The following is a 14,246-nucleotide window of genomic DNA, read 5'->3' on the forward strand; positions in this document are numbered from 1 at the left end:
ATTTTTTCAACGTTAAGACCGTCAAAATTCATGAACATACTATCTAAAAATTATCCGAATCAGGGATACATTTGATTACATATGAAATATTTTTTGAAAACTCTTTATATGAAATGTTTTTTTGTTCTTTGATCACATTACCTTTAATTCCAAAAGTTGTTTTATAACAGTTAAAAAAATCCAAATCGTTTAATGTTTCGCTTTTTTTCAGATCATTTCCTATAAAAACAGTTTGCCAGACAATCTTTGTATCTCTTGTAATATGAGCATCTTTTAACAGGTTCATTACATTCTCGCTGATATGAATTCCATCCTGCACACCGGTACTTTCAAGTCGTGATGCCGTATTTACAGCTTTACCTATAGCGGTTACAATTCTTCTTTTTTGGCTACCCAAAGGACCGATCAAAGCAGTCCCCATTTCCATTCCGGCTCTAAAGCTGATATTCGTTTGCGCTTCATCCAATATTTTTTTTACCCTGCCTGACTTATCCATGTCATGCCGGCCTGTTTTCAGCAAATGTATTTCATTAAAAATCGAGGTAATGGCAAAGATGATCAGCATTATTCTTTCATGTGTTCCCATGGGAAAACCAGCTTTTTCATCATCAAAAGGTGATGCGTTTTGCAGAAAAACAGAATCACCAATAAAATTATCCACCCTGCAGGAATAACGATTTGCATTATCGGCGGCAATCTGGTGACAAAGGTTTAATATAAAAAAATAATCCAGGGGATTTATTATTTTCTTCCTCAAGGTGGCTGATCCTATCATATCAATAAACGCATAAACACCATCTGTTATACTGACAGCTTCCATATTGAGCTGATTTTCGTTGACCGCACCCACGGCCTTCAGATAATTTTTCTGCTCATTCAATTCAATTTCTTTATTTTTTAATCGCAATGCGGTCTTTCTAAGCGTTTTTTCTTTACGCCATATGATATGGGCCGCCTGCCTGCCTCTGGCTAACCCGATATATGCAATTGATGCCATTTCAATTGCGGAAATCAACATATTTAATCGTTTTTTTAATTGTAATTTATTTATGAATCCGTCTTTATTTTTTTGCAGCAGATTCTCATCAATCATATTAAAAACAATGGCACCATAATCCGGTATATAAGCACAAATAAAATTTTGTGACTTAAACTGATTGACAATGGCAGTATTCATTTTCAAATCAGACAAGGATTTAAACACATCCCCATCATAAGAAAGAATAGACACCTTTGAAAAATTTTCTTTAGCATCATTTAATACTTCAAACCTTAATGCTTCCGGGCTGGTATCAATAATGAGGATTTTAATGCCCTTTTCATAAAAATCTTGATGTTTTCTAAGAACAAAAGAAATAATACCGTCAGTTTCTTTTGTTTCACCGAATTGAGTCTCCTTATACAGTCTGACAGGTGATAATCCTTTATATTTTACGATCCAGGTGCCAAAATATTTTAAAACCACCCCCTTAAATCCCTTTCCGTCAAACTTATGCATCACCCCCCTGTCCCATTGATCAGGAGGCAAAAATTTCGAGTAGGTCTTGTTGGTACCAAACAAAAGGCCTGCCTGGCTGGCCTGCATTAATTTCAAAGAAAAGGACAAAAGAAGACCCAGGGGATTTTTCTTCTTAAAAACAATTCGTTCAAATTTTTCCATATCAGACGATTCGGGTTTCATTTTTAGCGTACGGGCTTAAAAAGATTTCAGTGCTGTTGTTATCACAATCTGTTTTATAAAAAAGATTTTGAAACAAGGAAATTTCTTTTGTTTTAAAAGAAATCAGTGATCCGATAAAAAAAACATGATAAATGCGATAAATATTATCTGATACAATCTGCTGCAATTTATCTTTGTGTCGTTCCATCATCAGTATCCAATCATTTAATGTCCTCACATAATGAGTTCTGAAATTTTCTGCATTCAGCAGCTCAAACCCGGAAGACGATGCCAGATCCAATAAATCCTGTTCAAGCATTAATTCACCTCCCGGAAACATATATTTGTCCATAAATGAATTTTCAAATCCTTTTTTCCTCCTATTATTGGTGGTAATGGTATGCTGCATAAAAAGGCCGCCTTTTTTAAGACTATTATAAACTGTTTTAAAAAAAACGGACATATTGGATTTTCCCACATGTTCAGACATCCCCACACATGAAATTTTATCAAATATCTGACTGCCAAGATCCCGGTAGTTTAAAATTTTTATATTTATTTTATGGGACAGGCCTTCTTTTTCTATCCAGTTTTCAGCATATTTTTTCTGCTTGGAACTCAAGGTAATTCCGCTTACATTCACACCATAATGTTTTGCTGCATAAACAGCAAAGTTTCCCCATCCACAACCGATATCAAGAAGTTTATCTCCCTTTTTAAGTCTCAATTTCCTACAGATAATATCCATTTTTTCATTTTGAGCATCATCCATTGTTGCTCTTTCACTTGTATAATATCCACAAGTGTATCCCATTGTTTTGCCTAAAAACAATCGATAAAAATCACTGGAAACATTATAATGGTATTCAATATTTTCCTTTTCCTTTTTCTTTGCTTTTACAAAAAAACTGGAAAAAAATGTAACTATACTTTTTCGTTGATCAGTGTTGAGTAATTTATCACAGACAAGTTCATAAAGTTCTTTTATGCTGCCGGATATATCAAAATATCCTTTTACATATGCCTCTCCGAGAGAAAATGCATCCGGGCAAATAAGGGCGTTAAAAAATTTTTGGTCTTTAATAAAAATTTTGTGTTTTATCCCATGAGGTGCTGTTGAATATTTATTCCCTTTTGTATCAATAATTTCAAGGGGAATCTTTTCCTGATTGAGCGTTTGGATAAACTTTTTTAAGAAAAAAGACTCTTTTTTGATGAAAAATTTCATAATTTCGCCTTTCATAGAAGTTTGAGATTTTAAAAAAAACTTTTTATAAAAGATTCAAAAATTTAACTCGATTATATTAAATATCATAAAAAGATAAAGGCTTATCTTAAAAAAATAACAAATTTTATATTAGAATAATGAGTATTAATATTCTCACAACGCATCAAGTTAATACGCTGTTATGACTGATGATCGCTCAGGATATCGCTTTGAGGATATTCCTGGTTTCTAAAAGTGCTTTGGAAATATTATTCCTTTTTCTTCCCAACTGAATTCGAATGCTGTCTTTTTTGACAAATTCATAACGAACCATACCCTTTAAAGCTGTATTTAATTCATCCAGAGGTCTTTTCATATGTTTTTCAGAAAAGGCAAGGGTTAATATGTTGGGTGAAATATCAAGCCTCTGAACACCTGCCTTTATACAATAAACCCTCAGCATGATTTTTAAGAGCATATTTTCAGCTTCTTTGGGCAGTTTCCCATACCGGTCTGTCAGTTCTTTTTTCATATCTGAGATATCTGAAACCATGGTAATCCTTGATAACCGCCTGTATACGGTTAACCGCTGTTCAACAGACTCTATGTAATCATCCGGGAACCCCGATGACATGGACGCATTGATTTCAGGCTCTAAAGGTTCAATGTTGTCTTCCCCTTTCAGATCATGAACAGCCTGATCCAGCAATTTTAAAAACATGTCATACCCAACGGCCGCTATATGTCCTGATTGAGATGCACCAAGGGCCGTTCCAGCACCACGTATCTGCAGATCTTTCATCGCGATTTGAAATCCTGAACCCAAATCTTTGTATTCCATCAAGGCTGCCAACCTTTTCTTTGCATCCTTTGTCAATCTGCTCTCATCTGAAACAAACAGATAGGCATAGGCCTGATGATCCCCTCTTCCGATTCTTCCTCTTAACTGATATATCTGAGAAAGTCCGAAGTGTTCGGCTTTGTTGATAATCATGGTATTGGCCGAAGGAATATCAAGACCGGATTCAATAATGGTTGTGCATACGAGAACATCAATTTCAAGATTCACAAACTTGAGCATCACCTTTTCAAGTTCGGTTTCCGAAAGCCTTCCGTGAGCTACGGCAATCCTGGCTTCAGGAACAAGTTTTTCCAGATTTTGTGAGACCTTGAAAATAGTCTTGATGTTATTATGCACAAAAAATATCTGGCCGTTTCTTGACAATTCTCTTTTAACGGCATCCTTAACAATTGGATCTTCATATTTTGAAATATAGGATATGATCGGCTGCCTGTCTGCAGGGGGAGTTGTGATCACGCTAATATCCCTCATTCCGGTCAAAGACATATGAAGGGTCCTGGGAATGGGTGTAGCGGTCAAGGCAAGGACATCCACGGAACTGCGCTTTTTTTTCAATGCTTCTTTATGCTTTACGCCAAACCGCTGTTCCTCATCAATCACCAAAAGTCCCAGGGATTTAAAATCAATGTCTTTTTGCAGCAGCCTGTGGGTTCCAATAACAATATCCACAAGACCGGAACGAATTGCCTTGATTATTCTTGCCTGCTCTTTTCGAGTTCGAAACCTTGACAGGCATTCAATATGAACAGGATATTGGGCAAACCGCTCCCTGAATGTTGACAGATGCTGTTCTGCCAATATGGTGGTGGGCACCACAACCGCCACTTGTTTAGCATCGTTTACCGCTTTAAACGCTGCCCGGATGGCAACTTCTGTTTTGCCGTACCCCACATCTCCGCAAACCAGCCGGTCCATTGGAATCTCGGACTCCATATCCAAATGCACATCATCAATAGCCTTTAACTGGTCACGGGTCTCTTCATAAGGAAACGCAGCTTCAAAATCATTGTAATAATTATCAGGCCTGGAAAATGAAAATCCGTTATTCACTTTTCTTTTTGCATACAGATTTAAAAGATCAGCAGCCAGTTTTTCAACTTCTTCCTTGGCTTTGGCTTTTGATTTTATCCAGGCTTTGGAACCGATTTTATCCAGAACCGGCGTATACCCGTCCACGCCAATATATTTGCCAATCATTTCAATACGATCAACCGGCAAATATAGCTTATCTTTATCCTGGTAAAGAATGAGAATAAAATCCTGAGAGATACCATTTACGCTTAAACTGCATAATCCCTCGTATTGTCCGACTCCATGCTCAATATGGACAACAATATCTCCATTTTTCAACTCTTCCGGCGTGATAAACTGGGTTTTCAAATCTTGTCTGACCGGCTTTTGCCTGCGAATTCTTTTTTTGCCGAAAATTTCATTTTCAGTTACAAGTGCCAGATCTTCGTGTTTCAGGACAAATCCTGAGGATACATTTCCGAACAAATAATAAATCCCTGGTTTTTGTTTCATTGCCAGGGGAAATGCTTGACACGGTTCGGGTTTTATTCCATAGGGTTGCAATAGCGAAAGCAACCGTTTGGATTGTGACTCTTGACTGAGAACACAAAAAACTTTTCTGTAATTTTCAATATGATCGTTAAACCAGTCTACCAGGGGCCTTAAAGGATTATCTTTGGTACCTTCCCTTTTCAGCATTGAACAAATCTCTGTATTATCCTGGTAATCAAATGAGAATGTTGTTTGACGGGCTTCATTTAAAGGCATAACGGCAGGATCAAACAGCTTAAATGATGTATGCTTTTTTGACTGAATAAGAGACTTTATTTTATCCCATTTCAAGTAAATGGAATCAGGTTCAACACAAAGCCTGCTCTCGGATGCAGTTGTTTTGTAATTGAAAAATGCTTTACTTTCAAAATCCATTGCGCAAAATTCAAGTTCGTCAGGAACATCAAGCAGTAAACGACTGTTTTCAGGAATATAATCAAAAAACGTATCTAAATCATCATAAATAATGGACAGCATGCTTTCAATACCAGGAAATCTTCCAAATTCCCTGGTTTCATTCACATACCCTCTGACTTTTGGTGCATCAAGACCTGCAATATTTCCGGCCTGCCTGAGACGTGCAAGGATATGGGGCAAATTTTCTTTGCTGACGACAGCTTCGGTTGCCGGGATAATGACGGTCTCATAAATTTCTTTAACCCCTCTTTGGGTAAATGGAGAAAAATAGCGGATGGATTCTACCAAATCCCCGAAAAATTCAATTCGAACCGGATATTTTTCTCCCGGAGAAAACACATCCAGAATACCGCCCCGGACGGAATATTCTCCAGGATCTTCCACAAGAGAGGTTTTGGTATAGCCACCGGACTCAAGTTTTAAAATCAATTCATCCCTGTCAATTTCTTCATTGGCAATCACCAATTCTGCAAATTCATTCAGGCTTTTTTTAGGAATCAGCTTTTGCAAAATTGTTTCCACAACCGTTACTATAATTAACGGATGAAAAACCGAATCCATGATTTTTGACAACGCTGCAAGCCGGTTTGTAGATGTTTCTCTATGGTAGGCCAGGGATTTAAACGGCAGGATATGATATCCTGGAAAAAAAACAATATGGTCTTTTTTATCCGGCAAAAAAAAATTCAGTTCATCTAAAAAGCCCAGCGCCTTTTTTGTATCACTTAAAATAACAACAATTGAATCATTTGAGTCATTAAACAATTGAGATATCAAACAAGCCTTATGAGATCCGTCTGTCGGAATGATAACCACATTATTGTCCGTGGCTTGAATTTCTTTGATTATATGATTTGACATCTTTGCCATAACCGATTGGACGGTATACCGTTTTCCTTTAGCCTTAAGGTCACACGTTAACCTAAAAGTAACGCACAACCTGAAGGTCACTCGTAAACTGAAGGTCACACATAAAAATTATGGTCTTGATTTAAAAGAAGTTTTAAAAAGAATCAAGAACAAATCAAGAAAAATTATTTAAACTTGTTTGCCAGATCGTTATCTATCACATAAATACATGCCTCATTGGCCCCTTTGGTTGAATATCCGAATTTTCTGGACATATTGTCCAAAAGGAACTTCACATCTTTTTTAATTCTTTTGTCATGAGCTTTATATTTATCCGTATCAAAATCTTTGATGGCATTCCTGAAATTTTCATTTTCAATAAAAGGCTCAAGCACCCTTTTTTTAAGGTTGTGAACATATCGGTCATATAAAGACTCAAACAGCCTGGTTTCCGTAATATTTTTTCCCTCTATCATGATCTCCTGGGTCAGGGTTCGGGTTGTGTATTCTTTTAACACATCATTTCGGATCTCCTGTCTTCGCTTCTTATCCATATCTTCAGAAAGAAGCCTGTTTTCAATGCTTTCAAGAAAGGCTTCAGTTACATGGATCTCCTCTTTTGTAAAAATACATTTTACAACCGAGTCAAACTCATTGGTCACAGCAGAAATATAATTTTTAATATCTTTGGCAATCTGTTCTTCATTGTAATAGTACAAGGATTCTTTGACCTGCTGAAGAACGCTGTAATCATACATTCTTAATAAAGATTCAAGAAATTGATGGGGAATCATTCTTTTTACCTGATCATTGAGCTTATTGAAAAATGTACACAAATCCGGCATATTAATCAAACGGTCTTCTTTGGCATATTTTGAATAAAACCGATCAAAAATTTTAATGGAATCACGACCGGACAGCCCTTCTTTTCCATATATTTCCGATTCAGCAATAATTTTTTTAAGCATCTTGTTATCAAGGGATTTAATATCATCCTCTTTGAGCCACTTTGGGATGTTACCGGAAAACAATTCCATTTTTAACAGCATCAGCTGTTCATCACAAAAATTTTTATATTTTAACGGATCTTTTATCCATTCAGCCAATGCCAGTGATTTTTTACCAATTCTTGTGCAGATAATAATCCTGGCAAAATTATCAAGTACCATGGGCAGAAAGCTGCCTTCAATATGCCTGCCAAAAATATTATTATAAATTTTAACTTCAGTTTTCACATCAAGAACATAAGGAATATCAATATATTGGATCCTGTCTTCAAATGACGGGAAATCACGAATACTTCGTTTATCCTCAGGATTCATCAAGGCAAAAAACAATGAATCCACTCTTTCTTCAATATCTTCAACTTTATGAAGCCCTTCAGAGATGATATTATGAAGTTCAACCATTCGATCAATATTATGGGATTTAATATCCATGAGCGCATAAATCCCGTTATTGATTTTCGCAAACCTTGAATACAGGTAATTGATAACATTGCTGTCCTGAAAAAGGCTGTTGATCCTGTTTTGAAGCATCTCGTTTGAAAGCGTATTCATTTTCAAAGGCCTGTCACCTGGATTAAAAACACTTATGCCGTTTCCAAGACGACGGTTAAAATAGTAAGGTCTGGCATACAGCATTTTAAACACTTCCGAAGGATTTCCCAATCGTTCCAGCAAAGAATGATAAATCGAAGAACAAATGGTGCAAACTTCTTCTTTAAAAACCCATTCATACTCTTTTTCCGTGAAAAGGCGCCATTTGAATTCATCATTTTTAATGAGTTCATCCAGAACTATCCGCCTTTGTTCTTTGGGTATGGCCAGAAAAGGATTATCATGTGAAATACAGGGTACTTCAATATAGTCGGCATTTTTAGGGATAAATATTTTTTCATTGGAATCCCGTTTCGATCCTGTATCTTCTCCTTTTTCAACATATTGAATCAGTTTTTCAAAGGCTGATATGGACAAAGATTTGTCTTTGTCCTGAAGTTTTTTTATATCCAGGCGCCATACAATTTCATACCTGAGGCCTTCTTCCGTATTGGCATACATTTCAAACTTTTTTAATAAATTATTTAAAAATGTACTTTTTCCGCAACCATGGGGTCCATAAAAGATATATATCCTGTTCTGCTGGGCCCCGTGCCGTAAATACTCCATTTGTTTCATAAATCGGTTGGCAAACAACATGTCCGTGAAATAGGGATTTTCAGAATCTTCAACAAACAGCCGTGAACAATCATAATTTGTAAAGGTCAGCTTATCAACATCCCTTGAGATGGTGTCTTCTGATTCATCAACATAGCACTTGATCATGTCATGGAAGGCCTGAAAAATATTTCTTAAAATATGAGAAGGCTTGGCATTTAAAATGTTTAAAAATTCTTCAAACGGAACAGGCTTCAGCCGTTGGTAATCTGTTATATTTTTATCAAGCAGATCAAGGGTTTGGTCCACAGATGTTTTTTTTGAAGCGTTTATTTCCATATCAAATTATAACTCCCGTTTATGAAGTTTACGGTTTTCCATCACATACACCATTCTTTTCCATTTGATAGGTTCCGTTTTTTTTTCGTCTGGTTGATGAGAAGTAGGATCATAATAATTGGCATAGCCTGCAGCAGGCTGTCCTGATTTAATAGGTTCGCTGGTCTCAAGGTGTACAGGTCCACCCCATAAATATTCTATGCCGACCATTGTATTTTCAATAAAATCCTGTTTTAACGGTTTATTTTCAAATTTATGATTCAAATACAATATTCCATCTTTTGTGCCTGCTCTATCAACAAATATCTCAGGAGGGTGATACAGCGTATCAATGATCATATCCTTGTAATCTTCAGCCTTTTTGGATTTAATATAGTATTTCCAGGACATTCTGGACTGATCAAACCGCTTACCAGCAACGAAAAGGTTATGCTTGGTAACAAATTCCTGATCAATATAGGTATTGATGAACGTAAAATCATTAAAATTTTCACGAACTTTTAATATAAATTCAACTCCTGAATCATTTCTCTTGTTATATTTTTTCTTTTCAAATTCATCTTTTAAAAACATATAATCAAACGAATAGCATCCCCTGTCTTCCATCTCTTCAATATGTTGAAACAATCTCATCCCCAGAGCATAGGGATTTAATCCGACCTTTGGCATGGCGGTTACATTTGCATTTACTTTGGCATAGTCGATTTCATGGCCGCAGATCCTGTCATCTCTCATAAAAAGATATTCATGCCAGTAGCTTGCCCACCCCTCGTTCATGATTTTTGTTCTAATCTGCGGTTGAAAATATAAAGAGGTGTTTTTAACAATTTGAACCACGGATTTAATCCATTGATTTTCATCTTCTTTTAAAAACGATGAATGTCGAAGAATATATTCAACTATATCAAGTTCAGGTTTTAATTTAACGGTCAATTCTTTTTTATATAATTCATCAAATTCAGGATATTGGCTGACAACCTGATCAAAAAATTCTTCATTGATGTTGTCTGTGGCATTAAATCGTGTGATCTCTTTTAAATATTCATGGGTAGAAACCTTTTTATTTTTTTGTAAAAAAATATCAAAATAAAAATCTATTTTACTCAATTTATGTTGGGTTCCATTCATGATCGTATGGTTGAGTTCCTTTTGATACCCTACCAGATTATCAATACCGCGTGAAAATTCAATGGCATAATCAACCCATCTGCCCTTTTCAGATCTGAGCTGGGCAATCAGACGTTTATCCGCCAATGCCTGACCTGTTAAATCAACATCCCATGTGTTTTTATAGAAAAGATTATTTTGAAAAAAATCAATATGCCCGAGAACATGATAAAAAATCATCACATTGAGCCAGTCCGGGTTATTATCATTATAAAATGAAATGGCAGGTCTGGTATTGATGACCGTTTCATATGGATTTGAAGGGTAAGCTTCATACCTCCCCTTTCCGGACAACACCCTCACATCATGCACCCAGTAGTCATAAAGCGTGGGTATCATGACCTTGGGACTGAGTTCAATCATATCGCGATTGGTCACAATATATTCAAGGGTTTCATCATCAAACTTCAACCCTTGATCCCGGGCCCTTAATTTACATTCTTCCATTATGCCTTTGACATGTTGGCTGACAAGTTCCATTGTTATCTCACTTTCAGGTTAAGTGCCAATCAAAAACCATCCGTTTTACCGATTATTGTGTTGATCTGAAATGTTAATCCCCAATGAACAAAAGGGGTATTTTCAAAAAAATTTCAGGTTTTAGTTCAGACACCAGGCAACCCCTTTCTTTTATGAAATAAGCCGTTTTATACCTTGAATTATTCTGGAATCATCCGAATTTTCATCCATTACATCCAGCTTGATCAAGGTACTGTGTTTGGTGAGCAAATTGGATGCTTTTAAATATTTTTCCACCTCAGTCTGCTTTGACCCGACATAAGAATGTTCTACAATGGAAATCCCGATCCTTGAAACATAATTCATCATTTTTTCAATTTCGACAATGGTCTGTTTTCCTTCCTTATCCCAGTCATCTCCGTCTGTACCGTGAAAAACATAAATATTATAATCCCGGGCCAAGTTCTCCCTTTCTACAATATCATTCACCATTTTAAATGCTGTAAACACCTTTGTACCGCCAGCAACTTTATAGGAATAATACTTATAAAAATCCGACACCTCTTTGGCTTCCGTATCGTGAAGGATAAAACGGGTTTCCACCTGTTTTTCGTATTGGTACAACAGCCAGGAATACAGCATCACATGCTGGGAAACAACGGTCTGGGTAACTTTACCCCCCATTGATCCAGAATAGTCCCTCAAAAAAAACACAAGGGCCTGGGACTCATAATCTTTCTCCCTGGATAAAATTCTGTAAATCATGTCCTGTGGTGAGATTATAAATTTTGTAGGATCGATATTTGCCACATCCGGGATATTTCCCAGGGTAATATTGGTTTCAACTATCCTCTTTAATGTTGCTTTTTTATCCAGAATCTGACCTACTCCCCTGTTCTTGTCGGTCAGATCATAGACATATCGTGCCAGAGTTCTTTTCTTCCCTTTGTCTTTTAAATTAGGCAGCTGGAAATCCTGGGATAAAACCTTGCCAAGCTCATATGCGTTGGATTCAAGTTCATGCTCACTACCCTTTCCTTCTCCTGGCCCTTCTCCTGAACCTTCTTCTCCATCTTCTCCTTCTTCAGGACGGACCGGTTGTTCTCCAATGATATCTCCTTCTTCACCCTCACCTGTTCCGCCGGTGGGTTCACCTTCTCCTGGTTCCTGATTCAGGTTTATTTCATCATGAACAAATTTTTCTTCAACCGTTGTCGGGACAATGATGATCTTATCTTTTCCACCTGTCCCAGGCTTGACAATTCTTCCAATACGGATTTTTCGTTTAAACCCGTCTTCTTCTCTTCTTTTGTCTTTTTCAAGAAGTTCATCAAGGGTTATCATCAGTATTTACCTCCTCCCCTGTCTATTTATCATCCTCTTGACTGCAGAAATATTCAATGGTTTTCTGGGCACAAGTTCTGCAATACCCAAGTTTTTCATTCATGGTATAAATCATTCTATCATAAAGTTTTTGATTTTCTTCGTTGGTTCTGTTGGCAAGAGCGCCAATTAATGAACCGGCACCGGCAATATCTGATTTAAGCCTTACATCTGTAATTGCCTTGACCAGTTCCAGGTTGTCCATAAAATCATAGTTTGCATCCACAGACAGTTTCTGTCCATAAATCTTTCTAATAGAATTTCTAAAAGATGCTCTTTGCTCTTCGGTTTTCAAACCAAGCCGCTCTTCAACATTTTTAATATATCTTTCATCTATTTTAAGAGCTTTTAGTTCGCCGGTCTGGGGATCTTTATACTTCCACATCATATCAGGACCAAGATATTCCGCATCAACACCAATGATCATATTTACATAGTTCATCACATCTTTTTTTATTGCCAGCGGTTCATCCATGTAGGCATTGAACATCTCTGTCATAATTCTTTCACGGTACAGCCCTCTTGCAATTTTCAAATCCTCCTTGAACTTTGCACGGTCGGCAGGTTCCTGAACATAATCCAGTACCGTTCTTTCAAGAGCATTGAAAATATCCAGAGCAAACATACATTGGCCTTCATTGGTTTCAGAACTTTCCAACAAAAGCTGTACAGCCCGGCCAAGATTTCGCTGTCCAAGGCCTTTTTGCCCAAATCTTTTGGTGATATCCGTATCCTGGTTTAAAGAATCAATCAGCTCAGCAAGGGTTTTAAGGCTTTTTTCTCCGGCGATCTCTCCTGCTGCCAGCTTCATAATTTCCACTGGAGTTAACTTGTCTGATCTGGGCAATCTAGTCAGGACAACACCAATGGATGCTGCATAATTTAAATTCGGGTCATGATGCAGTATTTTTGAATCAAGGGACCGTTTTGTATCAGTACCAATGGCATACTCTGTCAAGGTTTTCTGAATTTTGTAATCCGTATTATGGGCCACATAACAGATTCTGCAACGGTCGACAATAGGCGCTTCTTCTCTTTCGGAAAGAAACGAATCAAATTCGGAATTATTACTGGTGGCAATAATCAACGTATCAATGGGCCATTTAAATCCGTCCATTTCAATCATCCGGTTTTGGATTACCCCGAGATACACCTGTACCAGATCTTTCTTGTTTTTATAAATTTCATCGCTGAAATGAATGCCGCCGCCTGCGACCCTTGCCAGTGCTCCTCTTCTTAAATCGAACCGATATGGATTATTGGAATCGGAAATATGAAGCAGTCTTTGAATGGATTCTTCCCCCATAAGGTCCACGGCAGATGAGGTAATCTTATCCTTGGCCGGATATTTACCTGTAATCGTTCCAAGGCTTTCAATCAAGGGGACCGGCGTAATTTCAACAAATGACAACATCTTGTTAATATCATTGTCACAATGTTCCCGGATCTGATTTAGGATATAAGCAGAACAGGCTCCCAAAGGACGATATTTATCATACAGGTCATCTATCTGACCGTCAGTAAATTTAAATTTCTTTGCAAAAAGCTCTTTTGACTCGTCCTTTATCTCGCTCAGACTCATGGCCAGGATCATAGGGTCTTCATAGGTCTGGGATTCAATAAAATTAATTTTACCATACCCACCAATCTGATCCAGATTAATATACCTGAATGTATACTTCCTATTTTGAGGAATACTTAAAAATTCCCTGTATCTTGCACAAAGATATTCCACAAAAAAAGTCTTACCATTGCCGGGTTCGCCCACCAGAACAAAGGCCATCTCCCTTGATGATCCGCCTTCCGAGGCATCCTTCACAAATGAAACAAAACTGTTTATTTCATCATACATCCCTACCAGATGCTTTTTCCCCTGACTGAATATATCAAACTGATAAGTTGATTTCCCTTTTACTGTAATTTTTTGAATACCCGCATCAAGGATCATTCTGGAAACACCCTGAAAAGCATCTTCAAATACTCGTTTTCCTTTTTTAACTGCATCAACGTGACTGATTAAAGTTTTCGGATCTGTTTTGCCGACCATTTTACCCTCCCCTGGGCAGCAAGGAGGCTTATGCTGCCATTCAAATTGATTGGAATTTCTTTTTACTTTCTGCCAATGGCAGACAAATAATACTTGGGTAGATATTTATTAACGCTTACCAATATAAATCAAGCAAC

7 protein-coding genes are annotated in these 14,246 nt (G+C 37.1%); all 7 read right to left on the minus strand.

Annotation, left to right across the window (positions count from 1 at the left end):
- Positions 1-43 precede the first annotated feature (43 nt).
- The 7 genes from TOL2_RS12575 to TOL2_RS12605 all read right to left on the minus strand — a co-directional run bounded on the left by TOL2_RS12575 (position 44) and on the right by TOL2_RS12605 (position 14,109).
- A complete protein-coding gene (locus TOL2_RS12575) occupies positions 44-1,681 on the minus strand; it encodes an adenylate/guanylate cyclase domain-containing protein (RefSeq protein ID WP_014957816.1) in 1,638 nt (545 codons plus the stop codon).
- Positions 1,662-2,888, minus strand: coding sequence for a class I SAM-dependent methyltransferase (locus tag TOL2_RS12580; RefSeq protein WP_014957817.1), 1,227 nt, complete (start codon positions 2,886-2,888; stop codon positions 1,662-1,664). Before TOL2_RS12580 ends, TOL2_RS12575 begins: the two co-directional genes overlap by 20 nt.
- Positions 2,889-3,084: 196 nt before the next feature.
- Positions 3,085-6,570 carry a transcription-repair coupling factor gene (mfd, locus tag TOL2_RS12585; protein WP_041279996.1) on the minus strand — a complete coding sequence of 1,162 codons (3,486 nt, stop codon included), beginning with the start codon at positions 6,568-6,570 and terminating at the stop codon, positions 3,085-3,087.
- A gap of 173 nt (positions 6,571-6,743) precedes the next feature.
- Positions 6,744-9,053 (minus strand): serine protein kinase PrkA, encoded by a 2,310-nt coding sequence (locus TOL2_RS12590; protein WP_014957819.1) that lies wholly within the window; start codon positions 9,051-9,053, stop codon positions 6,744-6,746.
- Between the two features lie 6 nt (positions 9,054-9,059).
- Entirely contained in the window at positions 9,060-10,700 is a 1,641-nt protein-coding gene (locus tag TOL2_RS12595; protein ID WP_014957820.1) for a SpoVR family protein, read from the minus strand.
- Between the two features lie 150 nt (positions 10,701-10,850).
- Complete coding sequence (locus tag TOL2_RS12600; RefSeq protein WP_014957821.1) at positions 10,851-12,023, minus strand: DUF444 family protein; 1,173 nt, start codon at positions 12,021-12,023, stop codon at positions 10,851-10,853.
- Between the two features lie 22 nt (positions 12,024-12,045).
- On the minus strand, positions 12,046-14,109 hold the full coding sequence (locus TOL2_RS12605) for a serine protein kinase PrkA (protein ID WP_014957822.1): 2,064 nt from the start codon (positions 14,107-14,109) through the stop codon (positions 12,046-12,048).
- Positions 14,110-14,246: the final 137 nt, after the last annotated feature.

Origin of the sequence: Desulfobacula toluolica Tol2, assembly GCF_000307105.1 — a bacterium.
Classification (GTDB): Bacteria; Desulfobacterota; Desulfobacteria; order Desulfobacterales; family Desulfobacteraceae; genus Desulfobacula; species Desulfobacula toluolica.

What these genes read in the sequence shown, in the direction of transcription:
- TOL2_RS12575 (WP_014957816.1), bottom strand. Translation starts at nt 1,681, where the DNA reads ATGAAACCCGAATCGTCTGATATGGAAAAATTTGAACGAATTGTTTTT.
- TOL2_RS12580 (WP_014957817.1), bottom strand. Translation starts at nt 2,888, where the DNA reads ATGAAATTTTTCATCAAAAAAGAGTCTTTTTTCTTAAAAAAGTTTATC.
- mfd (WP_041279996.1), bottom strand. Translation starts at nt 6,570, where the DNA reads ATGTCAAATCATATAATCAAAGAAATTCAAGCCACGGACAATAATGTG.
- TOL2_RS12590 (WP_014957819.1), bottom strand. Translation starts at nt 9,053, where the DNA reads ATGGAAATAAACGCTTCAAAAAAAACATCTGTGGACCAAACCCTTGAT.
- TOL2_RS12595 (WP_014957820.1), bottom strand. Translation starts at nt 10,700, where the DNA reads ATGGAACTTGTCAGCCAACATGTCAAAGGCATAATGGAAGAATGTAAA.
- TOL2_RS12600 (WP_014957821.1), bottom strand. Translation starts at nt 12,023, where the DNA reads ATGATAACCCTTGATGAACTTCTTGAAAAAGACAAAAGAAGAGAAGAA.
- TOL2_RS12605 (WP_014957822.1), bottom strand. Translation starts at nt 14,109, where the DNA reads ATGGTCGGCAAAACAGATCCGAAAACTTTAATCAGTCACGTTGATGCA.